Here is a 24,348-nt window from a genome sequence, read left to right as displayed (position 1 = left end):
ATCAGTTACTTTCTGTCGGTCGTGCTGGGCATTCGGGGCCAACGGCGGTGCCGTCATAGGCACGCTGCCCGCAATCATTGAGCTGCTGCCAGACATAGCCGCGCCCGTCTTCAAAAATGACCACGATGCGGTCTACGCCGTATTCGATGTTCTTGCCGCCCAAAAAGGCCAGCGCGGTGCCGTCCTCGAGGCCTGCGCCAATCTCGGTGGCGTCGAAGCAATCGAACCAGTCGGGCGCGGTCAGGGGTGTTGCGCCATCGGCCAGCTCGTAGGTTTCGGTCAACATGGCGTGCGACATCGGGGTGTCGAAACATGCGCGGTAGCGGATCGGCGACGAAGTGGCATCAATGGCGGTGATATCATCCGCGATGATTTCCTCCGGCTCTCCGGTTACGACGGACACAAGTTCCACCGCGTCGGGGGTCTCCACCTTGGCATAGTAGTGGTAGACTTGCAGGTAGTAGAGGCTTGCGCCCGCGATCAGTGCGATGACCATGATGCCAATCCCAATTACCTTACCGTTCATGCCGCGTTTTCAGGGGAGTAGCCCCCTGCCGCCGTCTGCACGAAGGCATCCGCACAGGCGACCGTCAACGTGCGCACCCGCCCGATGTAGGCTTGGCGTTCGGTGACCGAGATCACGCCGCGTGCGTCGAGCAGGTTAAACAGGTGGGACGCCTTGATGCATTGATCGTAAGCTGGCTGCGCCATGACGATGCGGCGGCCGGTTTTGGGGTCGTCCGCAGGTTCAGCCAAGATACGGGCGCATTCGGCCTCTGCGTCCTTGAAGTGCTGGAGCAGCGTGTCGGTGTCGGCCACGTCGAAGTTCCACCGCGCATATTGCGCCTCGGCCTCGCGGAAGACATCGCCGTAGGTCAACGGGATCGGTGCATCCGGGTCGTTGAACGGCATCTCATTGCCGTCGTCAAAGCCCAGCACATACATAGCGAGGCGCTCCAACCCGTAGGTCAGCTCCCCCGACACGGGCTTGCAGTCATGGCCGCCGACCTGCTGGAAATAGGTGAACTGCGACACTTCCATGCCGTCGCACCAGACTTCCCAACCAAGCCCCCACGCGCCGAGCGTCGGGCTTTCCCAGTCGTCCTCTACAAAGCGGATATCGTGCATCTTCATGTCGATGCCGATGGCCTCCAGCGAGCCGAGGTACAGCGCCTGCAAATCCGGTGGGGACGGTTTGATGATCACTTGGTATTGGTAGTAATGCTGCCAGCGGTTCGGGCTGTCGCCATAGCGCCCGTCCGTGGGGCGGCGCGATGGCTGCACATAGGCCGCAGCCCACGGTGTGGAGCCCAGCGCGCGCAGCGTGGTGGCGGGGTGGAACGTGCCCGCGCCGACTTCCATATCGTAGGGCTGCAGGACCGCGCAGCCTTTGGCCGCCCAGTAGTTTTGCAACCGCATGATGATCTCCTGAAAGGAGCGCGGCTTTTGCGCAGTATCAAGTGTAGTTTCGGCCATGATGCTTGCCCCAATGGTGGTTTGGCTTCTCAATAGGCAACCCGTGTGGAGGGGTCAATCAACTGAACCGCCCTAACACAGCCGTGAACACAAGCTTTTCAGGTGCGTCCGCCGTTCCAAGTGGTAACTTGCGCCAAATTAAGATTCGGGGCGGCACACAGACCGCCCGTCAAACCCATGAGGATTTGAGTATGTCGCGCAGCGTTTTTGCAGCTTTGTTTCTAACCGCCTCTGGCGTTGCGTTCTCCGCTGCCGCACAGACATGGGTACAGGTCGAGGCCCTGCCTGACCTGCGCACCGCACAAGAGCGCGCCCGCGCCTATGGCTCCGCGCTGAAGGATGTGAACGGGTTCCGCCTGAGCTCCGGCTGGTACGCGCTGGCGCTTGGCCCCTACGGCGAGGACGAAGCCCGCGCCAAGCTGCGCGAATTGCGCAGTGCGGGCATTATCCCGTCCGACAGCTACCTGTCGGACGAAGCCCCTTACCGCAAACAATTCTGGCCTGTGGGGGCTGCGGCGGGTACGGCCCCCGCGGCCCCTGTCGAGGCGCCACAAGCAGAGGCCCCCGTGGCACAAGCGCCTGTAGTTGAGCCAGCGGCCCCCGCGCCGGTGGTGGAACTGGAAGAAACCCCGCGCGAAGCCCGTGCAAGCGAGGGGCTGCTGAGCCGCGACCAGAAGAAAGACCTGCAAATCGCGCTCCAGTGGTTTGGCTTCTACAAGTCGTCCATCGACGGATCGTTCGGCAAAGGCACCCGCACCTCCATGGCGAAGTGGCAAGAGGCCAACGGCTATCAGGCAACGGGCATCCTGACCACGAAACAGCGCGCCCAGTTGACCGACAGCTACACCAGCGCTTTGGCGGCCTTGGGGCTTGGGGTGGTGAAGGAAGAAAAGGCCGGCATCGAGATCACCATGCCAATCGGCCTCGTGGAATTCGACAAATACGAATACCCCTTCGTGCAGTACCGCGAAAAAGACGGCAACGGCATGCAGGCCATGCTGATCTCGCAACCGGGCGATGCAGACACGCTGTTTGGCCTTTATGAGATCATGCAAACGCTGGAGATCGTGCCGCTGGAGGGTGAACGTTCCAAGGGCCGCCGCTCCTTCACGCTGACGGGGCAGAACGAGGACATTCATTCCTACACCTACGCCCGCGCCGAAGGGGGCTACGTCAAAGGGTTCTCGCTGGTATATCCGCCCGCCAAGGCCGCCGACATGGCCCGTGTGATCGAGATTATGCAAGACAGCATGACTGTGACCGAGGGCACTCTGACCCCCGATCTATCGGACGCAGCGACGCAAGGCGTGGACCTGCTGTCCGGTCTGGATGTGCGCCAACCGCTGCAATCGCGCTCCGGCTTCTATGTGGACGGGCGCGGGCATGTGTTGACCACCGCCGAGACGGTGGCATCTTGCGGGCGCATTACACTTGATAACACCTATGAGGCCACTGTTACCGCCACAGGCAACGGCTTGGCCCTGCTGGCACCATCGACCAGCCTTGTGCCACTGAACTACGCAGCATTTGCCACCAGCCCAGGACGGCTGCGGAGCGCCGTGGCGGTGGCGGGCTATTCCTATGAGGGCGCGCTGGATGCGCCGACGCTGACCTACGGCACGCTGGAGGATTTGAAGGGTCTGGGCGGCGAGGCCGAACTGGCGCGCTTGGAGCTTGACGCCCTGCCCGGCGACGTGGGGGGGCCAGTACTTAGCGGCTCCGGCGCGGTGTCGGGTATGTTGGTCGACCACGATCTGTCCGGCAAAGCGCTACCAAGCGGTGTGCGATTTGCCCTGAAGGCCAGCGAATTGGCCACGTTTCTGAGCGAGAACGGTGTGACCGCCGTGGCGAACGACAGCGTTAAGACATTGGACGCCGAAGATTTGGCCACCTTGGGCACCGACATGACGGTATTGGTGAACTGCTGGGAATAGCCGCGTGGGAGGTGCTGCCCCGCTCATTTGAAGCTGGATCGAAGATGTCGCATGATGCGGTTTTACAAATGATTATGATTTTGCGGGGCTTTCACCATGACGCTTGAGTTTTTCCTGACATCCCTTGTGGTGGTCCTGCTGCCCGGTACGGGGGTGATCTACACATTGGCTATCGGGCTTGGGCACGGGTTCAAGGCCAGTGTCGCGGCCGCGTTCGGATGCACGCTGGGCATTGTTCCGGCGGCTGTGGCCAGCATTATCGGCTTGGCGGCCCTGCTTCATACCAGCGCCTTGGCGTTTCAAGTGATCAAGTTCCTCGGGGTCGCATATCTGTTCTACATGGCTTGGAAAATCCTGAAGGACGACACAGTGATGGACCTGTCGGAAAGCAAGGAACAGGTTGGCTACACACGCATTGCGACGACGGGCACGTTGCTCAACGTCTTGAACCCTAAGCTGTCGTTGTTCTTCCTCGCGTTTCTGCCGCAGTTCATTTCGCCGTCGGCGACGAATGCCGCCGCCGCTCTGGCGTGGTTGGCGGTGGTCTTCATGGTGATCACCTTCGCCGCTTTCGTGCTTTACGGCGCGTTTGCATCCTATGCGCGGGACTATGTGATCAAGCGGCCTTCGGTGATGAGATGGATCAAGCGGTGCTTCGCAGGAACCTTCGGCTTTCTTGGTGCGAAACTCGCGGCCTCAAGCTGAGGTGCAGCGCCCGAGTGGTCATTGCCCCGCCCAGTTCGAGCGGTTAAGCTTGCCCTATGAAACATGTACCTAAAGAGACCACAGATGACGCCCTTATTCAGGAATTCCTGAATAAAGGCGGCAAAGTCAGCGTCGGCAAGACCAAACCGCTTAAGGCCGAACTGGGCCTGAGCAATAATGTTTGGAACAACAAGCTGACCAAAGAAGAGAAAGCCGCGCGCGACAAGAAGTGATCGCGCGGCCTTCGGTCGTGAAACAGGCCAGTCCTAGCGTCGGCCTTAGGCCTGCGCTGTTTCTGGCGTGATGTGGATAAGCGTTGGACCGTCCGCTGACAGCGCCGCTGTCACCGCCTGCTGAAACGCCGCGATAGAGCGCGGGGCCACCGCATGAGCGCCGTAGGCTTCCGCCAGCCGCAGAAACTCCGGGTTGCGCGCGATGACTGCGTTCGGCGCGATTTGCGCGGCGGTCATGCTATCCTCGATTTCTTTCAGCTTGCCGTTGTCCCACACAATGATCGGCAGGCTCAGCCCCAACTCCACCGCTGTCGCAAGCTCCTGCACATTGTACTGGAATCCGCTGTCGCCGTTGATGGATACGACGGGCTGATCCCCCACCCCGACCTTGCCACCAATCGCAGCGGGCAGCGCGTAGCCGAGCGTGCCGAAGCCCGACGGGTGGTGCCAATGACCGCCACGGTCCATCGGGAAGGTTTCATTGGCCACATAGGCGAACTGCGTCATGTCGGAGAACACCATCGTCTCTGGCGGGAGCACCGCGCGCAGGGCGTCGACCAAAGGCAGGATCCCCGGGCGGTCCATATCCGTCTCGCGCCGCCACTGCGCGCGCAGGCTGGCAACGGTCGCAGGTTTCCAGTCACTGTCTGATGGGGACATCGCGGCCAACAACGCCTCAGAGAAAACCGTGCAATCGGCGAGCACGGGATCCGTGGCGCGGTGGCGGTCAATTAGCACTTCGGGGTCAAGGTCGACGCGGATGAGCGGGCATGTGTGCCCCAACCCGTCGCGCCAGAGGTCACACTCTGACAGCTCGCTGCCCAGCACCAGCACCACGTCGGCCTGCGCCATGATGTCGGCGCTGCCGCCACGCCCCAATGTGCCACCGAAGTTCAGCGGCGCATCCTCTGCGCACAGCCCGCGCCCCGCGTAGGTCGTGAACACCACAGCACCCGCAGCTTCGGCGATTTGCGCCCCCAGATCCTCGCTGCGCACGGCACCGCCGCCCAAAATTACGACGGGGTGGCGCGCGTCTTGCAACACCCTAGCGAAGCGTTCGATCTGCGACGCCTCCGGCGCGTCGAAAGCAATCTGTACCTTATGGTCTGGCGCGTCCTCCGCGTTGCCCTCCAGCAGCGCGATCGGCACGTTCATCACCTTGGGCCTTGGGCGGGAGGTTTGGAATTCCAGCATCGCACGGTCCACCAGATGATAGGCCGCATCAGCGGTGCGCGCGGTCTGCGACCACTGCGCAACGGTCGCACCTGCGCCCTCTTGATCCAGCATCTGATGAAGCTGACCGCGCGTTGCGACGCTTTCATCCAAGCATGACGCGATAACCAGCATGGGCACACTGTCCGAATAGGCCTGCCCGATGGGGTTCATGATGTTACACAGACCCGGCCCAGTGATCACATACGCCACACCCGGCTTGCCGGTGGCGCGAGCATAGCCGTCCGCCATGAAGCCTGCGCCCTGCTCGTTGCGGGCCAGCACGTGGGTTATGCCCGCTTCCTCAATCCCGCGATACATCTCTTGGTTGTGCACACCAGGGATGCCGAAAATCACCTCAACACCACGGTTTTTCAGCATATGCGACAGTTGCGCACCCAAGGGTTTGGTAGACATATCAGGCTCTCCAGAAGCGAATGGTAAAAATTGCGTAGACGGCCAGAAGCTCCAGCCGACCGACAAGCATGCCTGCAGCCAACAGCCACTTGGCCGTGTCATTGAGGTTTGCGAAACTTCCCGCAGGTCCGATCTCACTCCCAAGCCCCGGCCCGATATTGGCCAGCGCCGTGGCGGCCCCAGACAGGGAGGTGATGAAATCCAAGCCTGTCATGCCAAGCAGCACGGCGAAGATGCCGAGCGACACCACGAACATCACGAAAAACGACATCACCGACGACAAGACGTCGTCGCCCACAGGTTTGCCGTCATAGCGGGGCTGGAAAATGCCGTGCGGCGTGTGGATGCGGCGGATTTGGGCTTTGATCGACGCGAACAGCAACTGGTAGCGGAAGATTTTCACCGAACAGGCCGTGGAGCCCGCGCAGCCGCCTATGAGCCCCAAAAAGAAGAACGTCGCGACGGCGAAACTGCCCCAAAGCTGGTAGTCCACACTGGAATAGCCCGTGCCCGAGATGATCGAGACGACGTTAAACAATCCCTCGCGAAACCCCTCTTCGGGGTGGTCACCAAACACGTAGAGGCGAAACAGCGTGAAGATGAGTGTGAACACAAGGATCGTGGCGAGATACGCGCGCAACTGACTGTCGCGCAACAACGGACGGGCAGAACCAGACAGCAACTGCACGTAGCGCACGAAGGGCAGCGACGCCAAAATCATGAAGAACGACGCGACATATTCCGCGATCCCTTGGAACGCGCCGAACGATGCGTCAGAGGTTGAAAACCCGCCCGTCGACATGGTTGTGAGGGCATGGTTCAGGGCCTCAAACGGGGACATGCCGACGATGACGTAGGCTACGCCGCAGGCGACCGTCAGCCCGACGTAAAAGTAGGATATCTGCGCCGCGATTTGCACCGCACGCGGCAGCACTTTTCCCATAGTATCAAAAGCTTCTGAGCGAAAGATCTGCATCCCGCCCACGCGCAGTTCCGGCAAGAACACCATCGCCACAACGATAATGCCGATGCCGCCGAACCACTGCAGCATAGACCGCCAGAGCTTTAGGCCTTCGGGCAGGTCCTCCAGCTGTGTGAACACCGTCGCGCCCGTCGTGGTGAGGCCCGACATGGCCTCAAAGAAGGCATCAACGTAGCGGGCCTCTGTTGCGCCAACATAAAGTGGCAGGGCCCCGAAGATCGGCAGCGCTAGCCACACGCCTGTGGTCAGAAGAAAGGTTTGCTGAATACTCAGCCGGTCGGCCACGCCGTTTGACGTTGCTACCGCCACAAGCGTCCCTGCCCCTGCCGTGATGATCGCGCTTTCTGCGAAGGCGGGCCAATGGCCGTTGCCCACATACATATCAAGCGCCATCGGCAAAAGCATGGAAGCCCCGAGGCAAGCGGTGAGTAGGCCAATCACATAGGCCACTGGGCGCACGTCAAACATGCGCCAAGGCTTGGAGAGGTGCTGGCGAAGTGTCAAGCGGCGGCGTGCGCAAGACGGGGCATCCGGTGCACCGCTGCTAGGGTCACGGGGCGCGAATTTGGCACACGCCCTTTTGTCTTTGCGTGTGCCGCGCCCCCCGCTATACGCACCGTTTATTGCCACTGCGCCCTTATTGGTGCAAGTTTACCCTACCCGCGACAGCACCTATGGCCCGTCGACCCCTTTAAATGAGTGACCAATGACGACGATAAACGCGCCGGCCGAGTTGCCTGCCTTGCAACTTTTGATTGACGCCATGCAGGATGCCGTCGCGATTGTGGCTCCTGATGGCACCATTCTTGCAGTGAACAAAACGTGGCGTCAGTTCAGCGTCGACAACGGCGGCGACCAGTCTTCACACTACATCGGCACAAACTACTTTGGAGCTTGCGAAGGCCCGAATGGCGCAAGCGACGATCTTGCAGGATCCATCGCGCAAGGGCTTCGCGACGTCTTGAACACCGGCACGGATTTCATCACGGAATACCCCTGCCACACCCCCACTGAAAAACGCTGGTTTGAGGTTGTTGCGAACCCCTTTGACATCGACGGCGAGCGCTATGCGCTGGTCGCCCACCGCAACATCACGACCCGTAAGCTGGCGCAGGTCGAAGTCGCCTACGCCGAGCAGAACGCGCAGAATTTGGCGGCCATCGTCACGACCATGCCGGACGCGGTAATTGCCTTTGATCTGGACGGGCAGATCACCAGCTGGAACCCTGCGGCGGAGACGCTCTACGGCTACACCCGCGAGGAGGCGATTGGCCAGTCGATGGAGATGCTCTACCCGCCGGACTGGCCCAAACGCATCACCACCTATATTGCCGAAATCATCGTCAGCGAGCTGAAGAACTTCGACGTCATTCGCAAAACAAAATGGGACGAGCTGCGCACTATCGCCGTCACGGCGGCCCCTATCCGGTCCAGAGACGGGGACATCATCGGCATATCTAACGTGCACCGCGACGTCACCGTCGAGCGCGAGGCCGAGCAGAAACTGCGCAGCGTTTTAGATAATCTATTCGCCTTCGTAGGCATCCTTGATCCGGACGGCACCCTACTGGAGGCCAACAAAGCGCCACTGCAAGCCGCAGGGTTGGAAGCCAAAGACGTCATCGGCAAGAAGTTTTGGGAATGCTATTGGTGGACCTATAACGACGAGGTCGCCCACCAACTACAGTCAGACATCGCGCGGGTGCTGAAGGGCGAAACAGTCCGCTATGACACGCAAGTGCAAGTCGCCAACGGGCGACTTGTCTGGATCGACTTTCAAATGGCGCCGATGCGTGACGCCACTGGGAACATCGTCAATGTCGTGCCCTCGGGCATAGACATATCGGACCGCAAGGCCGCCGTTGAGAAGCTTGAGCAATCCCATGAGACGTTCAAGAACCTTGTCGATCGCTCGCCCTTCGGCGTCTACACCGTCGATGCCGACTTCCGCCTTGCGCACGTCAGTCAGGGGGCGTCGGCGGCCTTCGCGAATGTTAACCCTCTGATCGGCCATGACTTCAGCGACGTGATGCACACGCTCTGGCCCGACGAATTCGCCGAGGAGGCCATCGCCCGTTTTCGCCATACGCTTGCCACCGGCGAGCCTTACCACGCGGAGCCGCTGGTGGAGCAACGCCTAGACGTTGGCGAGGTGGAATCCTATGACTGGATGATAGAGCGTATCGTTATGCCGGACGGCCGGCTGGGTGTGGTGTGCAACTTCTACGACCTCTCCGAACGCGAGAAGTACGAGCAGCACATCCGCCTGCTGATGAGTGAGGTGAACCACCGCTCCAAAAATCTGCTGGCGGTTGTGCTGTCCATGGCGCGTCAAACCGCGCGCAATTCCACGCCGAGCGAGTTTGTAGAGCTGTTTTCGCAGCGCCTTTTGGGGCTGTCGACGTCGCAAAACCTGATCGTTGAGGGCAGCTGGTCGGGCGTCAGCGTCACCAATCTGGCGGAGATGCAGCTTAAACATCTTGGGCCGGAAATCCTTGGGCAGCGGATCAAAATGGACGGTCCCGACATCACCGTGTCACCGACTGCGGCTGAGGGCATTGGGATGGCCTTACATGAACTTTCGACCAATGCGTTGAAATACGGCGCACTTTCCGTGCCGGAGGGCGGCGTGGATTTGGTGTGGAGTATTGACCAAAACAAGGACGCCTTTAAAATCCAGTGGCGCGAGCATGACGGCCCGGAAGTTGTCCCGCCCACGCGAACAGGCTTCGGCCGCACGGTGATTGAACGCATGGCGGCCAATTCTGTCGATGGATCGGTTGATATCAAATACGCGACAAGCGGTCTTGTCTGGCAGCTAAAAGCGCCATTAGAAGACGTCGAGCAGGCCAGAGATTCGTGACACCTTTTAGGGCATAAAGAAAATGACTAAGAAAATTCTGCTGGTCGAAGACGAAACCTTGATCGCGCTCGATATCGAGTTCGCGATCGCGGACGCGAATTGCCACGTGATCGGCACCGCTCAGACCGTGGACGAAGGCCTGAGCATGCTCGACTCCATGCCCTGCGACGGCGTTGTGCTGGATGCAAACCTTGGTGGACATAGCGTGCAACCTATCATTGAGCACCTGCAAGCCAAAGCACTGCCCTATATTGTCGTCTCGGGCTACACCCGCGACCAGCTAGAGTTTTTGCCCGAAGAGGCCGTGCTGATCGGCAAGCCGTTTAGCATGACCGAACTTGTCGATGCCATCCGCCGCCATCTGGGCTGAGCCCACCCCGCCAAAGTCACGATTACCTGAACAGCGCGGATAGGTGCCGACCTGCGACTTGACCCCGTAAACGCAGGGGCGTATCCACGTGCCGTGGCGATTTGTTACCGGATTGCGGGCCACGTTAAATATGCTGCTAAAGAGGATGGATTGCTATGAGCCTCCCCCTTTTTCCGGTGGAGGCTTTTTATTTGGGCGATGCCCAACAGAGGATGACATGACAAAAGACTGGTCCCCCCGCACAAAATCCGTCCACAGCGGCACCCGCCGCTCCCAATACGGCGAGATGTCCGAAGCGATCTTCCTGACGCAAGGCTTCGTTTACGACAGCGCCGAGCAGGCCGAAGCCCGCTTTATCGAAAGCGGCCCAGACGAATTCATCTACGCCCGCTACGGCAACCCCACCGTGCGCATGTTCGAAGACCGCATCGCCGCAATTGAAGGCACCGAAGACGCCTTCGCGACCGCGTCGGGCATGGCGGCTGTCAGCGGCGCGCTGACGTCGATGCTGAAAGCTGGAGACCACGTGGTGTCCGCCAAGGCGCTGTTTGGCTCCTGCCTTTATATCCTTGAGGAAATTCTGACCCGCTTTGGCGTCGACGTGACCTTTGTGGACGGCACTGACTTGGACGCATGGAAAGCCGCAGTACGCGACGACACCAAGGCAGTATTTCTGGAATCCGTGTCCAACCCGACATTGGAGGTCATCGACCTGAAAGGCGTCGCGGAAATTGCCCACGCCAAGGGCGCGACCGTGGTGGTCGACAACGTATTCGCCACACCTGCATTTTCTAAAGCGGCAGAACTTGGCGCCGATGTCATCGTCTATTCCGCCACCAAACATATCGACGGCCAAGGGCGGTGTTTGGGCGGCGTGATCTGCGGCACCAAAGAGTTTATCCGCAAAACGGCGGAGCCTTACCTGAAGCACACAGGCGGCTCCCTCTCGCCGTTCAACGCTTGGGTCATGCTGAAGGGGCTCGAAACGATGCATCTGCGCTGTGCGGCGCAGGCCGAAAGCGCACTGTTCATCGCAGAGGCCTTGGAAGGCCACACCAAGCTGGATCGCACGCTGTACCCTTACCTGGACTCCCACCCGCAACAGGCTGTTGCAAAAGAACAAATGGGCGCTGGCGGGACGGTAATCTCGCTCGATATTAAAGGTGGCAAGGACGCAGCGTTCCGCTTCCTGAACGCGCTGGACATCGTGCTGATCTCCAACAATCTGGGCGACAGCAAAAGCATCGCCACACACCCTGCGACCACGACGCACCAACGCCTCTCGGTGGAGCAACGTGCAGAGCTGGGCATCACAGACGGGCTGATCCGCATGTCGGTGGGCCTTGAAGACAAGGCCGATCTGCTGGACGACATCCGCACGGCGCTGGACGCGGTCTAGTCCGAATTGGTCGGTTTTCCTTTGTAACGCACGGCTGCACCCCCATATACAGGGGGCGCAGTCGCCGCGCCCCAAGGAGGCAAGCCCGATGAACGTACACAGCCCGAAGTCGGACGAGCCGACTCGCGAAGAGGCCGAAGAAGCCCTTGCGCTTCTGCGTCAGTGGGCGGGCAACGCCGATCCTGTGGAGGTGGCCGAGATGGATCCGCTGATCTCGCGGTTGATCCCCGGTGCGGAGCTGGCCAATTACCCTGCCCTTGCCCGCGCCTACCCCGAAGATTTCGCCGTGGATGAGGCTTACAAAGCCTCCATGCCGGACCTGCAAAACGGGCCGTCCTCACTGATCCGCGGGGCGAAACAGCATATACAGCACGTAGGGATTTCCAACTTTCGCCTGCCCATTCGGGTCCACACCCGCGACGGCGACGACCTGACGCTTGAGACCTCGGTGACGGGCACCGTGTCTCTGGAGGCGGAGAAGAAGGGCATCAACATGTCGCGCATTATGCGCAGCTTCTACAGGCACGCGGAGCAGACGTTCAGTTTCGAGGTGATCGAAGAGACGCTGGACGCCTACAAGACCGATCTGGAGAGCTTCGACGCCCGCATCCAGATGCGGTTTTCGTTCCCGATGAAGGTGGACAGCCTGCGCTCCGGCCTGTCCGGATATCAATACTACGACATAGCGTTGGAAGTTGTGGACGTGGCTGGGACGCGTAAGAAGATACTGCACCTTGATTACGTATATTCGTCCACCTGCCCGTGCTCGCTGGAGCTATCTGAGCACGCCCGCCAGTTTCGCGGCCAACTGGCCACGCCACATTCCCAACGTTCCGTCGCGCGGATATCGGTCGAGGTGGACAGCGCGGCAACATGCCTCTGGTTTGAGGATGTGATCGAGCTTTGCCGCGCGGCCGTCCCGACGGAGACCCAAGTGATGGTCAAACGCGAGGACGAGCAGGCCTTCGCGGAGCTGAACGCCGCGAACCCAATTTTCGTTGAGGATGCCGCGCGGTCCTTCTGCGCCCAGTTGCAGGCGGAGCCACGGATCAAGGACTTCCGCGTTATCGCCTCACATCAGGAAAGCCTGCACAGCCACGACGCGGTGTCCGTCATGACGGAAGGCCCGACCTTTGCCGCCGACAGCTTGGACCCCAAGCTGTTCAACACCCTGTTCCACGTCGGATAGCTCCCCCGCCCCGTCTACCGTTCGGGCCCCGTCATATATGCGACCTCGTCCGAGGTCAGCATGACCGCAAGTGCCGCCACTTCACCGAGCCGCTAGGGCCCCGCTCAGGCGTCCTCGTGGGGCTCGTCAGCGTAGCGCTGCAACATGCCCGCTTGCGACATGAAGAACACGAATAATGCGACGGGGAAGCCGAAGGTTTCGATCTTTACCCACGCATCGGTCGACATCAAACGCCAGACCAATTCGTTGGCGATGGCGAGTGCTGCAAACATCGCGGCGAGGCGCTTCGTCAGGATCATCCAGCCCTCTGGTTTCAGGGGCAAAAAGTCATCCATCACATATTCAAGCCAAGAGCGTTTGAGCAACAAACCTATGCCCAACATGCTGGCGAAGAAGCCATAGACGATGGTGGTTTTGATTTTGAAGAACTTCTCATCGTTGAAATAGACCGTCAGCCCGCCGAAGAAGATCACCATAAAGGCGGTCAGCACCTGCATGCGGCTTAGCTTTCCGGTCAGCTTCCACAAGATTGCCATCGACAGAAGGAGCAGCGGCACGAACAGCGCCGTCACGACGATGAAGCCGGAATAGTCAACTCCGCCAAAGGTATAGACCTCTTCCTTCATCTTCACATAGGCTACGAAGAACAGCAGCACAGGGCCCAGTTCCAGCGCCGATTTCAACCCTTGAGAGATTTTCTTCTCAGCCATGCTCTAGCCTCCAACTTCTACAATTACCGCGCCAAGCGCGATGAGCGCCATCAACGTCAGGCGGCGCGGTCCGACCTTCTCGCCCAAAACCACCCAGCCGATCAAGGCTGCAAATACGGTGGAGGTCTCGCGCAGGACGGCGGCCTCCCCCACATTGTCCAAACGTGTCGCCAGCATGATCGAGCCGAAGGAGAAAAACGCGACAAACGCGCCCAGCACGCCGCGCGCCATCAGCGGCCCCAGCGTCGGGCGATCGGTTTTTCGCCACCACATATACGCGGCGACGGGCGGCATGAAAAATAGCCCGTCGATAAAGAAGAACCACGCGAGGAAGGTGAACGGATTGGCCGTCGCGCGGATGCCGTAGGCGTCATAGGTGGTGTAGGCCGCCACGAATAGGCCCGTCGCCACCGCCAGCCACAAAGCAGGCACCAGCGTGTCGCGGTTTACGGTGATGGTGCGCAGGTTATACGCCGCCAAGCCGTAGATCCCCGCCAGCAACGTCGCGACGCCAAGCCATTGCACCGCGTTGAACGTCTCGCCAAACAGGAAATACGCGCCGATAACGGCGAACAGCGGCCCCGTGCCGCGCACCACCGGATAGACGACTGTGTACGCCCCCTTGCTGTAGGTGAAGCCTTGTAACAGCTTGTAAAGGACGTGGATCACATAGGCGGTGGCAAAGATGGGCCACATGTGTGGCTCCGGCCACGGGACGACAAACAAGGCGAATGGTGCCGCGATCAGGCCATAGCTGAAATCAATAGCTCCGCGCGACATCCACGGGTCATGCCGCCCTTTTTGTAGCGCGCCGAACACCGCATGAAGCAGCGCCGCCATCAAGGCCAGCCCCAACGCCAGTTGGTGCCCCGCCTCGGTGCCCTCCAAGGAGGTGAGCCATTCGCTCATAAGATCGTCTTTCTGTGCACGGGCATAATACGCGCGTTACTCGGTGGCGGTGCCTGTAAGGGCTTGCGCGAATTCCTCGGGGTCGAAGGGGGCGAGATCGTCGATCTGTTCCCCCACGCCGATGGCGTGGATGGGCAGGCCGAATTTGTCCGCCAAGGCCACCAGCACGCCGCCTTTTGCGGTGCCGTCCAACTTGGTCATCACAAGGCCGGACACGTCGCTGATCTGGCGGAACACCTCCACCTGGTTCAACGCGTTCTGCCCTGTCGTGGCGTCCAGCACCAACAGTGTGTTGTGCGGCGCGGTTTCGTCTTTCTTGCGAATGACGCGAACGATTTTGGCCAACTCCTCCATCAGGTCCGTACGGTTTTGCAAACGTCCGGCGGTGTCGATCAACAGCAAGTCCGCGCCGTCCGCTTCTGCTTTTTGCATCGCCTCATAGGCCAAAGACGCGGGGTCGGAGCCCTCTGGCGCGGTCAGCACCGGCACGCCCGCGCGCTCCCCCCAGACCTGCAATTGCTCTACGGCAGCGGCGCGGAAGGTATCGCCCGCAGCGATCACCACCTTCTTGCCCGCGTTGGAGAATTGCAGCGCCAGCTTGCCAATGGTTGTGGTTTTGCCAGAGCCGTTGACCCCCACCACCAACACCACCTGCGGGCGTTTTGGATAGATCGGCATGGGCTTGGCCACGGGCTCCATGATCTTCGTGATCTCGGAGGCCAGAAGGTCCTTGATTTCCTGCGTCGAGAGCTTCTTGCCGAAGCGCCCTTCCGCCATGTTCGCGGTCACGCGCAAGGACGTATCAACGCCCATGTCGGACGCGATGAGCAGTTCCTCCAGCGCCTCCAGCATGTCGTCGTCCAACTCGCGGCGCACAACGGTCTTTTGCTCTTTGCGCCCCATGAGACGACCCAGCAACCCAGGGGCTTTCGCCTCTGAGGCGGCCTTCTCGGCGGCTTTCTCAACTTCCAGTTCTTCAAGCGCACGTGCCGCGGCTTTTCGCTCGGCTTCGGCCTCTTGCGCTTGCTTGGCGGCTTCGGCCTGTCGTGCCTGCTCGGCGGCCAGCGCGGCTTCTTCGCGGGCCTGTGCGGCGCGGGCTTCTTCGGCTTGCTGCGCCGCACGTGCCGCGGCGGCTTGTGCTTTCTTGGCTGCCGCTTCATCGGCGTCGGCTTGCGCAGCGGCCTCCGACGCGATCCGCGCGTTCTCGGCCAAGCGGGCAGCGGTTTCAGCCTCTGCTGCTGCGCGCGCGGCGGCCTCAGCCTCGGCTTGGCGCTCCGCCTCAGCTTGGCGTTGCGCCTCTGCGTCAGCCTCAGCTTGGCGTTGCTCCGCTTCCCGCTGTGCCGCGTCATCCACAGGTGCTTCAACCTGCGGTGCCTCGGCGTTCACATCCTCTTCAACGCCGCCGTCTTCGACGATCGCATCCAAGCCCTCCTCCAGTTTGGAGGACGATTTGAACAACTTCGTTTTAAGCTTTTTGAAAAAAGACATGAGGGTCAGCGAGGCCTTAACTGTTGCGACGTTATCCCACCTAACCCCTTGCGCCGTCAGATGGAAGATGTGGCGCTGAATTGCCTGTCAGGGTAGCGTCGCCTTATGAGATGGTTCCTTGCACTTCTGTGGCTGTCTAGCCCCGCCATGGCCGCACCTCCTGATCCTATGTGCACGTCCGGCAAATGGGATCAGGTGCAGTGCATCCGCGCCCAACATTTCGTGTTTGACCTGTGCCAACTGATAGAGAGCACCGCCGCCACCCACGAGCTGGACCCGCACTTCTTCACGCGGTTGATCTGGCAGGAAAGTCGCTTCAACCCGAACGCCCTGTCGCCCGCAAATGCGATGGGCATCGCACAATTCATACGCTCCACCGCGACAAAGCGCGGGTTGGCAGATCCCTATAACCCCGCCGACGCGATTGACCACGCCGCCCAATATTTGGCCGAAATGGTCGCGCGCTACGGCAATGAAGGTATGGCAGCGATCGGCTACAACGGTGGGGAGGCCCGCGCCGAAGGCTTCTTGGCCGGACGGGGATTGGCGTCAGAGACAGAAGCCTACGTACCAATCATCACCGGACTAGACGCGGAGGCGTGGCGCGATGGTCAGCCAAAAACCCATGACATGCGCCTGTCAAAAACGGGTAGCTTTCGCGCCGCTTGTTACGTCCTCGCCCGCGAACGGCAGATGACGCCGCTGCGCACGGTCCCGCGCTTCAAGCCGTGGGGTGTTCAACTGGCGGCGGAGCGTAGCAAGAGCGCCGCACGCGCGCGGTTCAAGTCGCTGACCAAAACCTGCCATGGCCTTGTTGAGGGCGAAAAACTCGACGTGATTTACAAAAAGCATCGCGTGGCGAAGCTGAAGGGGTGGTACATGGCCCGCCTCAGCCGCAACACCCGTGACGCGGCGCATGCTTTATGCGGAAAACTGCGCAAGCAAGGGTGCGCCTGCGCAGTTTATAAGAACAATTAGAACGACTTACACTTCGTCATGGAAGTGCTTTATAACCATGCGGATCGGGTTTGGCGCGGCTTGTCCAAGCCCGCAAATGGAGGCGTCGCCCATCGCGGTGCACAGCTCTTCAAGCAGCGGTTTGTCCCATATCTCAGCCTCCATCAGCTTCACCGCTTTCTCGCAGCCCACACGGCAGGGCGTGCATTGGCCGCAGGACTCGTCCTCGAAGAATCTCAACATATTGAGCGCGGCGGCCTTCGCGGAATCCTGATCCGACAAGACCACCACAGCGGCGGACCCGATGAAGCTGCCGTGCGGCTGCAACGTGTCAAAGTCCAGCGGTATATCGTCCATGCTTGCCGGCAACAGCCCAGAAGACGGCCCGCCCGGTTGGTAGGCTTTGAATTGGTGCCCCGCCAGCATGCCACCCGCAGCCTCGATAATATCTGTGATGGTGGAGCCCGCAGGCAGCAAGTGCACACCCGGATTGGCCACGCGCCCCGAGACGGAGTAACTGCGCAGGCCGGTGCGCCCATTTTTCACGGTCGCGTTCAGCACCTCTGGTCCTTCGCGGCAGATGCGCGCGATCCAGTGCAGGGTTTCGACGTTGTGAACCAGCGTGGGCTGCCCGAACAAGCCGACCTGCGCCACATAGGGCGGGCGATGGCGCGGCAGGCCGCGCTTACCCTCAATGGACTCGATCATCGCGCTTTCTTCGCCGCAAATATATGCGCCAGCGCCACGGCGCAGCTCAATGTAGCCAGCAGGGGCAAGCCCCGCCTCCTCCAAGGCGGCGATCTCGCGGCGCAAGATTTCCAAGACGGCGGGATACTCGTCGCGCATGTAGATGTAGCAGCGGTCCGCCTCGACGGCCCACGCAGCGATCAACATACCCTCTAGGAACAGATGGGGCGTGCGCTCCAGATGGAAGCGGTCTTTGAAGGTGCCAGGCTCGCCTTCGTCGCCGTTGACCGCCAGATAGCGCGGCCCCGCGTTGCCACGCACAAACCCCCATTTGGTGCCGGAAGGGAACCCCGCGCCACCGAGCCCACGCAGACCGCTTTCTTTGATCAGGGACTGGACGTCTTCCCAGTTTCCATCTGCACGCAAGGTAAGAAATGACGCGTACCCACCTGAATTTTGGTAACTTTTATAGTTTTCATAGTCAGGAACATGCGCATGGGTGTCGCCTGCAGAAATTGCGGCTTCGACCCTTTCAACCGTCGCGTGATCAATATGGTTGTGGCCCAGCTCCAAAACGGGGGCCGTGTCGCAGCGGCCCATGCATGGCGCCCGCAGAACTCGCACTTGGGAGGCGTCCAAGCCGTCTTCCAACGCCGACTTCAGGGCTTGTGCACCAGCCAACTCACACGACAGCGAGTCGCAGACGCGGATGGTCAATGCTGGCGGCGGGGTTTCCCCCTCTTTGACGATGTCGAAATGGGCGTAGAAGCTGGCCACCTCGTAAACTTCAGCCATCGACAGGCGCATCTCCTCGGCCAGCGCACGCATATGCGCGGCGGACAGATGGCCGTGCTTGTCTTGTATCAGGTGTAGAAACTCTATCAGCAGGTCGCGGTCGCGTGGTCGCGCGCCAATCAGCGACTGCACCTCGGCCAATGCGGTGTCGTCGTATTGACGGCCCTTGGTGAACTTGCGCCCACGTCCCTTGCCTGATTTCCACACGCCTTTGCGTTCGTCTAGCGCCATGCTGATGCCCTCCCGATCTTGCTTGCGCCAAATCTAGGCGCTGTCCACCTGCGGCGGATACGCAAAAACGACCTCTGCGGACGTTCCTGCGCAGCGATTGGTGCAAATATCTTAAGCGCTTCCATGATTTGGGCACATTCGTATTATTTAGGAAACATCCGACACCCGTTTTCAGGAATTCCTTACCTATGCCCCGCTCCTTTCTGGCCTTCACGCTCGCCACACTCTTCCCGCTGCCATTCTTGGTGGCGGGCGCGATATTTGGTGGTTGGGCCGTGTGGATCGCGCTGTTCTACATAACGCTGTTTGTCGCGGGGGTAGATGAATTCGTCCCCGCCATGGACCGCGACGGCGAAGCCGCCGATGATGAGGACGCCGATCTGTTGTCGCTGGTACTGGTGGGGGTTCACTTCTTCTTGCTGTTCTTGATGGTATGGGCCCTGTCGGGGCACGGCACGCGACTGTTTTCCCTAGACGGCTTGGCGCTTTTTGCGGCGACAGGGTTGTTCTTGGGGCAAGTGAGCAACTCCAACGCACATGAGCTGATCCACCGTGGCGCACGTGGACTGCGGCGGGCTGGCAAATGGGTCTACATCTCTTTGTTGTTCGGCCACCATGCGTCCGCCCACCCGCTGGTGCACCACACCCATGTGGCGACACCGAAGGACCCGAACTCGTCCCGCATGAACGAAAGCTTCTACAGCTTCCTGCGTCGTGCTTGGGTGGGGAGCTTCAGGGCGGGGTTAAGAGCGGAGGAAACGCGGCTGGCGCAGGTCGGTATCGGTCGATGGTCCATGCGCAACCCCTACATCCTATATGTTGGCGGGGCTGCGGCGATGCTTTTTGCCTCCCTGTTAATTGCGGGCTGGCGCGGCGTGGCGGTGCATCTGTTGCTGGCCAGTTTTGCGCAGATACAACTGATGCTGTCCGACTACGTGCAACACTACGGGTTGGAGCGCCGAGAGTTAGAGAACGGCGCATTCGAGCCGGTAGATGCGCGCCATTCATGGAACGCGCCGCATTGGTTGTCGTCTTTGTGGATGCTCAACGCGCCACGCCACTCCGACCACCACGCGCATCCGGCCAAGCGCTACACCGCGCTGGACGTCCCCGAGAGAGGTGCCGCACCTATGTTGCCCCACGCCCTGCCCGTCATGGCCTGCATTGCGCTTTACCCGAAGCTGTGGCGAAAGGTGATGAACCCGCACGCCGAGGCGTGGCGGTCGGTCTAGGGCGGCTCTGACTTGACGTGCCGCAGTGGTGCTATCAGGTTGTGCGCATGATCCGTATTCTCCTTACCGCTTTGCTAGCACTCCCCGCGCAAGCCGAAACCAAAATGACGGCGGCGCAGTTTGATGCTTTCACCAAGAACTCGACCCTTTTGTTCAATCGCCACGGCAAACCCTTCGGGGCGGAGCAGTATTTGGACAACCGAGGCGTGATCTGGAGTTTCTTGGATGGCACCTGCCAGCGCGGATATTGGTTCGACGTGGAAGACGAGATTTGCTTTGTGTATGAGGGACAGGGCGCCCCGCTATGCTGGTATTTCCTTGACGATGGCACCCGTAAGTCCGCCCGTGTTGTGGGCGACCCGCCGCAGGATGATCTGGTTGTCAGCGCCCAAAGCAAGGAGCCGCTGTCCTGCCCGGGACCGGCGGTTGGGGTCAACTACCGGAGCAGCGTTTATTAGGTAGCGCAAGATCCTCGCGCGCTACGGCGGGGGCCAGCCCCCGCACCCCCGAGGTATTTTTGAAGCAATGATGGGGGACGGCGCAGTGTGGGGCTATGTCAGTCGTCGAACAGGCTGGGTTGGCCTGATTTCGGCGCCTTGGGCTTTGCAGCAGGTCTGGCTGTTGCCCCGACGGGGATGCGGGCGTCTTTGAACTGAACCTCCAACTGCGTGGCTTTTTTAGCGGATTTGCTATCTTTGATAACCCTATCGCCGTCCCAAACCACTGCGTAGCCGCGCTGGAGCGTGGCTTGATAGCCGAGGGTTTCACGCACCCTGTCCCGCGCCTCCAGCAACGCGCGCCAATTGGCGACCTGTGCACGCCCCGCATTGCCCGCAGCGCGCGCCGCGCGTGCCAACCGATCTTGTTGGAGTTTTAGATCGCGGTTGAGACCGCTAGGCGTGAGCCCCCCAGCCACGCGGTCGAAGCTGGCGCGTGAGCGCTCGGTCCGACGGTCGAGCGCCGCCCCTAACCTGTCTGACATATGACGCAGCTGCGTGTCCATGCGGTCGGTTTGGCGATTCAAGATAGAGGCCCGCAACGGGGCTGCGGTCTTCTCGAAGTTCAGCCGTTTTGCGGATGTCCCTGCCTGCAACGATGTATCCAAACGCGCGGCAGCCACATCAAGGCGTTGGCGGGCGATCTGCGTCAACTCCTCGCCGCGGGGCAACGCACGGGCAACATCTGCCAAGCGCTGTTTGCGCGCGCCCACGGCGACGCTGAGCGCTTGGCCCATACGGGCACCGTGACTGTCCACCGCCGCGAGCAACTCGAGCCGAACGGGCACAGCGATCTCCGCCGCCGCCGTGGGGGTCGGCGCGCGCACGTCCGAGACGTAATCGATCAAAGTCGTGTCTGTCTCATGGCCCACGGCCGATATTAGCGGGATGTCCGAGGCCGCCGCGGCGCGGGCCACGCTTTCCTCATTAAAGCCCCAAAGATCCTCTATCGAGCCACCGCCGCGCGCGACGATGATCAAATCGGGGCGCGGCAGTGCACCACCCGGCGTCATTGCGTTAAACCCGTTGATTGCGGCTGTTACCTGCGGCGCGCATCCCTCGCCTTGCACCGCAACGGGCCAGATCAGCACCTTGCGCGGAAATCGGTCGCGCAACCTGTGCAGGATGTCTCGGATCACGGCACCTTGCGGCGAGGTCACCACGCCGATGATCTCGGGCAGATAGGGAATACGCTTTTTACGCTCGGGCCGGAAAAGCCCCTCGCGCTCCAGCAGTTTTTTGCGCTTGTCCAGCATGGCCATAAGCGCGCCAACGCCTGCGGGGCGGATTTCCTCGATCACCATCTGGTACTTCGACTGACCGGGGAAGGTGGTCAGCTTGCCGATGGCCACGACCTCCATCCCCTCCTCCGGCTGCACGGCCAGCTTGGCCGCTTGCCCCTTCCAGATGATCGAGGCGAGCACCGCGCGGTCGTCCTTGAGGTCCAGATAAACGTGGCCGGAGCGCGCGACCATGACCCGCCCGCACTCACCCTTGATCCGCACGCGGCCAAACTCACCCTCGATCGTGCGCTTTACCGCGCCTGCGATTTCGGAAACCGTATACTCGGGTTCATTCCGTCCGGGTTGGTCGTCTTCGAGAAGGTCCATGTGTCGCTCTTGTTATGCCTGCCCGCGCAGCTTAGAACGCCCGAAACCGGAGGGGAAGCGACGATGAACATATTGATCCTTGGAAGCGGCGGGCGCGAGCACGCATTGGCATGGGCCGTGATGCAAAACCCCAAGTGCGACAGGCTGATTGTCGCCCCCGGAAACGCGGGAATTGCGGGGGTCGCGGAATGCGCCGCATTGGACATCATGAACCCTGACACTGTCGTCGATTTTGCGCAGGCCCAGTCTATCGACTTCGTGATTGTTGGCCCTGAAGACCCGTTGGCTGCGGGCGTTGCGGACGCCCTGCGCTCCGCCGGTATTTTGTGCTTTGGCCCCTCCGCCGCCGCCGCGCGGCTGGAAGCGTCGAAAAGCTTCACCAAGGAGATCTGCGACGCGGCGAACGCGCCGACCGCGGGCTACGCCCATTTCACCGACCTAGAGGCCGCCAAAGCCTATGTTCGAGAGCAAGGCGCGCCGATTGTGATCAAGGCTGACGGCTTGGCCGCTGGCAAAGGCGTTGTTGTGGCGATGGAGTTGCAAGACGCATTGGACGCGCTTGACGACATGCTCGGCGGTGCCTTCGGCGCGGCTGGCGCGGAGGTCGTGATTGAAGAATTTATGGAGGGTGAAGAGGCATCCTACTTCGTCCTGTCCGACGGCAAAACCGTTTTGCCGATTGGTACCGCGCAAGACCACAAGCGCGCCTACGACGGCGATGAAGGCCCCAACACCGGCGGTATGGGCGCGTATTCCCCTGCACCTGTTTTGTCAGATGACATTGCCGCCAAAGCGATCAAGGAAATCGTGCAGCCCACCATCGACGAGATGGCCAAGCGCGGCACCCCCTACCAAGGCGTGCTTTACGCGGGTTTCATGATTAAGGACGGCCAGCCACGACTTGTCGAATACAACTGCCGCTTCGGGGATCCTGAGTGTCAGGTGTTGATGATGCGGCTGGGGGCACAAGCGCTTGACCTGCTATTGGCCTGCGCCGAGGAGCGTTTGTCGCAGGCGAAAGTCAACTGGGCCGACGACCACGCGATCACGGTTGTGATGGCGTCAAACGGGTATCCGGGAGCCTACGAGAAAGGCTCCGTCATTCGCGGGCTGGAGGCGCTGCCGGAAGACAGCGCAAACATGGTGTTTCATGCGGGCACGAAAGCCAGTGGAGAGCAGATTACTGCGGTGGGCGGGCGCGTCCTGAGCGTTACCGCACGCGGCGCGTCGCTAAAGGAGGCCCGCGCACGAGCTTATGCGATGGTCGACAAAATTGACTGGCCCGAGGGGTTCAACCGCAGCGACATCGGCTGGCGCGCCCTTTAGCGGCAGCGAAGCGCCGCGTCCAAAGAGGCGCGGCCTGTGTGCGGCCCTAGATCGCGAAGGCTGAAACTGCCGTCGCGAAAGCTGGTCGCGATAACACGGGCCCAATCTGCGGAGGCCGTGATCATTTCGGAGTGGCCGTCGCAGGTCCGAATGCCCCCGCCAATATCGGCCTCGCCGATGCGGTGATTGGTCAGCCCAGTTTGATCCGCGACATGGTGTAACGCGCCGTCACGGTAGCGCCAGATGCGCAGGGTTTTCGCCAGATGCGGGCGGTCGATATAGGCCAGTTCCGTGAAGCCGTCGCCGTCAAAATCAGCTATGCCGATGGGTGATAGCCAGCGGTTACTTTGGCCTATGTGCGGCGTCGCCGCGATTTTTCCGGTCTCATCGTAGATGGCAAGCTGCGCGCCGGTACCCAGTTGGCTCTCCACCACGACGACTTCGGGCCTGCCGTCGCCGTCGACATCGGCCAAGCGCGGGGCCACGTCTTCAAAGACGCGGTCTTCGGGCAGCTGTATGCGCAGCGTCGTCCTATGCGCCCAGTCTTCGACGACCAGCTCCAGCGTGCCCCACTCTATAGCATCGCCAAGGATGCCATGGGCATAACGAGTCGTGGGTTCGGCATATTGCGCGTCGACAATTGTGTCGGCCGCGGCAGCCCCGCTCGCAGCCAAGCACGCGGCGAGCCACGCGCGGCGCGCGAAACGGGGCAGATAACGCGACAGAAGACGCCGCGCCACCGTTTAGATCTGCTTCTCTGGCATGCGGACGATCAAGCCGTCCAATGCATCCGTGACTTTTAGCTGGCATGTCAGGCGGGACTTTTCAGCGTCCGGCTCGTAGGCGAAATCCAGCATGTCCTCTTCCATCGCTTCTTTGGCTGGAACCTTCGACACCCATGCATCATCCACATAGACGTGGCAAGTAGAGCAGGCGCAAGCGCCGCCGCAGTCGGCCTCAATACCCGGAATATTGTTATCGCGCGCGCCTTCCATGACGGTCAGCCCGTTGGCCACTTCAACGACGTGCTCGGTGCCGCTGTGCTCGATATATGTAATTTTGGCCATGTGTCATGCGCCCCTGTCTTAGATACCAATCTTAACCGGATGTAGTGCACCCGACGCCG

General features: G+C 60.8%; 22 protein-coding genes and 1 riboswitch. Of the genes, 11 read left to right on the top strand and 11 right to left on the bottom strand.

The features are described 5' to 3' along the window. Nucleotide 1: 1 nt before the first annotated feature. Together BLW66_RS02705 and BLW66_RS02700 are read right to left on the bottom strand one after the other, a co-directional pair. The gene (locus BLW66_RS02705; protein ID WP_089944651.1) at nucleotides 2–526 is read right to left on the bottom strand and encodes a DUF6446 family protein; all 525 of its coding nucleotides are present in this window, start codon (nucleotides 524–526) and stop codon (nucleotides 2–4) included. Continuing rightward, a complete protein-coding gene (locus tag BLW66_RS02700; RefSeq protein ID WP_089944648.1) occupies nucleotides 523–1,476 on the bottom strand; it encodes a glycine--tRNA ligase subunit alpha in 954 nt (317 codons plus the stop codon). The genes BLW66_RS02705 and BLW66_RS02700 overlap by 4 nt, the downstream gene beginning before the upstream one ends. Nucleotides 1,477–1,667: 191 nt before the next feature. Here BLW66_RS02700 and BLW66_RS02695 point away from each other — a divergent pair, with 191 nt between their 5' ends. The 3 genes from BLW66_RS02695 to BLW66_RS17840 all read left to right on the top strand — a co-directional run bounded on the left by BLW66_RS02695 (nucleotide 1,668) and on the right by BLW66_RS17840 (nucleotide 4,348). Continuing rightward, on the top strand, nucleotides 1,668–3,410 hold the full coding sequence (locus BLW66_RS02695; RefSeq protein WP_089944645.1) for a serine protease: 1,743 nt from the start codon (nucleotides 1,668–1,670) through the stop codon (nucleotides 3,408–3,410). 96 nt (nucleotides 3,411–3,506) lie between these two features. Further along, nucleotides 3,507–4,115 carry a LysE family translocator gene (locus tag BLW66_RS02690; protein WP_089944642.1) on the top strand — a complete coding sequence of 203 codons (609 nt, stop codon included), beginning with the start codon at nucleotides 3,507–3,509 and terminating at the stop codon, nucleotides 4,113–4,115. 56 nt (nucleotides 4,116–4,171) lie between these two features. Then, on the top strand, nucleotides 4,172–4,348 hold the full coding sequence (locus tag BLW66_RS17840) for a hypothetical protein (protein ID WP_170833374.1): 177 nt from the start codon (nucleotides 4,172–4,174) through the stop codon (nucleotides 4,346–4,348). A gap of 45 nt (nucleotides 4,349–4,393) precedes the next feature. Here the strand turns inward: BLW66_RS17840 and BLW66_RS02685 are convergent, their stop codons facing one another. Both BLW66_RS02685 and BLW66_RS02680 read right to left on the bottom strand, forming a co-directional pair. Further along, nucleotides 4,394–5,977, bottom strand: a complete 1,584-nt coding sequence (locus BLW66_RS02685; RefSeq protein WP_089944639.1) for a thiamine pyrophosphate-binding protein — start codon at nucleotides 5,975–5,977, stop codon at nucleotides 4,394–4,396. Between the two features lies 1 nt (nucleotide 5,978). Further along, nucleotides 5,979–7,427, bottom strand: a complete 1,449-nt coding sequence (locus BLW66_RS02680) for a TrkH family potassium uptake protein (protein WP_089945643.1) — start codon at nucleotides 7,425–7,427, stop codon at nucleotides 5,979–5,981. Nucleotides 7,428–7,665: 238 nt separating this feature from the next. Here BLW66_RS02680 and BLW66_RS02675 point away from each other — a divergent pair, with 238 nt between their 5' ends. The 4 genes from BLW66_RS02675 (at nucleotide 7,666) to folE2 (ending at nucleotide 12,780) form a co-directional block, all read left to right on the top strand. Then, entirely contained in the window at nucleotides 7,666–9,822 is a 2,157-nt protein-coding gene (locus BLW66_RS02675) for a PAS domain-containing sensor histidine kinase (protein ID WP_089944636.1), read from the top strand. A gap of 22 nt (nucleotides 9,823–9,844) precedes the next feature. Further along, on the top strand, nucleotides 9,845–10,192 hold the full coding sequence (locus tag BLW66_RS02670; RefSeq protein ID WP_089944631.1) for a response regulator: 348 nt from the start codon (nucleotides 9,845–9,847) through the stop codon (nucleotides 10,190–10,192). 83 nt (nucleotides 10,193–10,275) lie between these two features. After that, a riboswitch (SAM riboswitch) is annotated at nucleotides 10,276–10,353 on the top strand. Between the two features lie 56 nt (nucleotides 10,354–10,409). Then, nucleotides 10,410–11,591, top strand: a complete 1,182-nt coding sequence (gene metZ, locus BLW66_RS02665; protein WP_089944628.1) for an O-succinylhomoserine sulfhydrylase — start codon at nucleotides 10,410–10,412, stop codon at nucleotides 11,589–11,591. 88 nt (nucleotides 11,592–11,679) lie between these two features. After that, on the top strand, nucleotides 11,680–12,780 hold the full coding sequence (gene folE2, locus BLW66_RS02660) for a GTP cyclohydrolase FolE2 (RefSeq protein ID WP_170833373.1): 1,101 nt from the start codon (nucleotides 11,680–11,682) through the stop codon (nucleotides 12,778–12,780). 104 nt (nucleotides 12,781–12,884) lie between these two features. Here folE2 and BLW66_RS02655 read toward each other — a convergent pair whose 3' ends face one another. The 3 genes from BLW66_RS02655 to ftsY are packed head-to-tail and all read right to left on the bottom strand — an operon-like array spanning nucleotide 12,885 to nucleotide 15,887. Then, nucleotides 12,885–13,490, bottom strand: coding sequence for an inner membrane-spanning protein YciB (locus tag BLW66_RS02655; RefSeq protein ID WP_089944624.1), 606 nt, complete (start codon nucleotides 13,488–13,490; stop codon nucleotides 12,885–12,887). A gap of 3 nt (nucleotides 13,491–13,493) precedes the next feature. Next, entirely contained in the window at nucleotides 13,494–14,399 is a 906-nt protein-coding gene (locus tag BLW66_RS02650; RefSeq protein WP_089944621.1) for an EamA family transporter, read from the bottom strand. 36 nt (nucleotides 14,400–14,435) lie between these two features. After that, nucleotides 14,436–15,887, bottom strand: coding sequence for a signal recognition particle-docking protein FtsY (gene ftsY / locus BLW66_RS02645; protein ID WP_089944618.1), 1,452 nt, complete (start codon nucleotides 15,885–15,887; stop codon nucleotides 14,436–14,438). Nucleotides 15,888–16,034: 147 nt separating this feature from the next. Between ftsY and BLW66_RS02640 the strand changes: the two genes are divergently transcribed. Next, a complete protein-coding gene (locus BLW66_RS02640) occupies nucleotides 16,035–16,865 on the top strand; it encodes a lytic transglycosylase domain-containing protein (protein WP_244508532.1) in 831 nt (276 codons plus the stop codon). A gap of 6 nt (nucleotides 16,866–16,871) precedes the next feature. Here the strand turns inward: BLW66_RS02640 and BLW66_RS02635 are convergent, their stop codons facing one another. Further along, complete coding sequence (locus BLW66_RS02635) at nucleotides 16,872–18,557, bottom strand: NAD(P)H-dependent oxidoreductase subunit E (RefSeq protein ID WP_089944612.1); 1,686 nt, start codon at nucleotides 18,555–18,557, stop codon at nucleotides 16,872–16,874. A gap of 188 nt (nucleotides 18,558–18,745) precedes the next feature. Here BLW66_RS02635 and BLW66_RS02630 point away from each other — a divergent pair, with 188 nt between their 5' ends. Both BLW66_RS02630 and BLW66_RS02625 read left to right on the top strand, forming a co-directional pair. After that, complete coding sequence (locus BLW66_RS02630) at nucleotides 18,746–19,789, top strand: alkane 1-monooxygenase (RefSeq protein WP_089944609.1); 1,044 nt, start codon at nucleotides 18,746–18,748, stop codon at nucleotides 19,787–19,789. A gap of 47 nt (nucleotides 19,790–19,836) precedes the next feature. Continuing rightward, nucleotides 19,837–20,247 carry a hypothetical protein gene (locus BLW66_RS02625; protein ID WP_089944604.1) on the top strand — a complete coding sequence of 137 codons (411 nt, stop codon included), beginning with the start codon at nucleotides 19,837–19,839 and terminating at the stop codon, nucleotides 20,245–20,247. Nucleotides 20,248–20,345: 98 nt separating this feature from the next. On the opposite strand, the gene xseA is transcribed toward BLW66_RS02625, so the two are convergent. Then, nucleotides 20,346–21,896 carry an exodeoxyribonuclease VII large subunit gene (xseA, locus tag BLW66_RS02620; RefSeq protein WP_089944600.1) on the bottom strand — a complete coding sequence of 517 codons (1,551 nt, stop codon included), beginning with the start codon at nucleotides 21,894–21,896 and terminating at the stop codon, nucleotides 20,346–20,348. A 63-nt stretch (nucleotides 21,897–21,959) separates the two neighbouring features. Here xseA and purD point away from each other — a divergent pair, with 63 nt between their 5' ends. After that, nucleotides 21,960–23,222, top strand: a complete 1,263-nt coding sequence (gene purD, locus BLW66_RS02615; RefSeq protein ID WP_089944597.1) for a phosphoribosylamine--glycine ligase — start codon at nucleotides 21,960–21,962, stop codon at nucleotides 23,220–23,222. Here the strand turns inward: purD and BLW66_RS02610 are convergent. Together BLW66_RS02610 and BLW66_RS02605 are read right to left on the bottom strand one after the other, a co-directional pair. Further along, nucleotides 23,219–23,962 carry an FG-GAP repeat domain-containing protein gene (locus BLW66_RS02610; protein WP_244508531.1) on the bottom strand — a complete coding sequence of 248 codons (744 nt, stop codon included), beginning with the start codon at nucleotides 23,960–23,962 and terminating at the stop codon, nucleotides 23,219–23,221. The genes purD and BLW66_RS02610 overlap by 4 nt on opposite strands. 3 nt (nucleotides 23,963–23,965) lie before the next feature. Next, nucleotides 23,966–24,289 (bottom strand): 2Fe-2S iron-sulfur cluster-binding protein, encoded by a 324-nt coding sequence (locus BLW66_RS02605; RefSeq protein WP_089944593.1) that lies wholly within the window; start codon nucleotides 24,287–24,289, stop codon nucleotides 23,966–23,968. Between the last annotated feature and the right edge of the window lie 59 nt (nucleotides 24,290–24,348).

Source organism: Litoreibacter albidus (assembly GCF_900107015.1).
GTDB classification, from domain to species: domain Bacteria; phylum Pseudomonadota; class Alphaproteobacteria; order Rhodobacterales; family Rhodobacteraceae; genus Litoreibacter; species Litoreibacter albidus.
The sequence above is the reverse complement of the archived record's forward strand: the minus strand, read 5'-3'. Positions and strand labels throughout refer to the sequence as shown.

Coding starts and splice junctions, on each gene's coding strand:
- BLW66_RS02655 (WP_089944624.1), bottom strand. CDS start 13,490: ATGGCTGAGAAGAAAATCTCTCAAGGGTTGAAATCGGCGCTGGAACTG.
- BLW66_RS02650 (WP_089944621.1), bottom strand. CDS start 14,399: ATGAGCGAATGGCTCACCTCCTTGGAGGGCACCGAGGCGGGGCACCAA.
- BLW66_RS02625 (WP_089944604.1), top strand. CDS start 19,837: ATGATCCGTATTCTCCTTACCGCTTTGCTAGCACTCCCCGCGCAAGCC.
- folE2 (WP_170833373.1), top strand. CDS start 11,680: ATGAACGTACACAGCCCGAAGTCGGACGAGCCGACTCGCGAAGAGGCC.
- ftsY (WP_089944618.1), bottom strand. CDS start 15,887: ATGTCTTTTTTCAAAAAGCTTAAAACGAAGTTGTTCAAATCGTCCTCC.
- xseA (WP_089944600.1), bottom strand. CDS start 21,896: ATGGACCTTCTCGAAGACGACCAACCCGGACGGAATGAACCCGAGTAT.
- metZ (WP_089944628.1), top strand. CDS start 10,410: ATGACAAAAGACTGGTCCCCCCGCACAAAATCCGTCCACAGCGGCACC.
- BLW66_RS02675 (WP_089944636.1), top strand. CDS start 7,666: ATGACGACGATAAACGCGCCGGCCGAGTTGCCTGCCTTGCAACTTTTG.
- BLW66_RS02680 (WP_089945643.1), bottom strand. CDS start 7,427: ATGTTTGACGTGCGCCCAGTGGCCTATGTGATTGGCCTACTCACCGCT.
- BLW66_RS17840 (WP_170833374.1), top strand. CDS start 4,172: ATGAAACATGTACCTAAAGAGACCACAGATGACGCCCTTATTCAGGAA.
- BLW66_RS02695 (WP_089944645.1), top strand. CDS start 1,668: ATGTCGCGCAGCGTTTTTGCAGCTTTGTTTCTAACCGCCTCTGGCGTT.
- BLW66_RS02630 (WP_089944609.1), top strand. CDS start 18,746: ATGCCCCGCTCCTTTCTGGCCTTCACGCTCGCCACACTCTTCCCGCTG.
- BLW66_RS02700 (WP_089944648.1), bottom strand. CDS start 1,476: ATGGCCGAAACTACACTTGATACTGCGCAAAAGCCGCGCTCCTTTCAG.
- BLW66_RS02705 (WP_089944651.1), bottom strand. CDS start 526: ATGAACGGTAAGGTAATTGGGATTGGCATCATGGTCATCGCACTGATC.
- BLW66_RS02685 (WP_089944639.1), bottom strand. CDS start 5,977: ATGTCTACCAAACCCTTGGGTGCGCAACTGTCGCATATGCTGAAAAAC.
- BLW66_RS02670 (WP_089944631.1), top strand. CDS start 9,845: ATGACTAAGAAAATTCTGCTGGTCGAAGACGAAACCTTGATCGCGCTC.
- BLW66_RS02640 (WP_244508532.1), top strand. CDS start 16,035: ATGGCCGCACCTCCTGATCCTATGTGCACGTCCGGCAAATGGGATCAG.
- BLW66_RS02635 (WP_089944612.1), bottom strand. CDS start 18,557: ATGGCGCTAGACGAACGCAAAGGCGTGTGGAAATCAGGCAAGGGACGT.
- BLW66_RS02605 (WP_089944593.1), bottom strand. CDS start 24,289: ATGGCCAAAATTACATATATCGAGCACAGCGGCACCGAGCACGTCGTT.
- BLW66_RS02690 (WP_089944642.1), top strand. CDS start 3,507: ATGACGCTTGAGTTTTTCCTGACATCCCTTGTGGTGGTCCTGCTGCCC.
- purD (WP_089944597.1), top strand. CDS start 21,960: ATGAACATATTGATCCTTGGAAGCGGCGGGCGCGAGCACGCATTGGCA.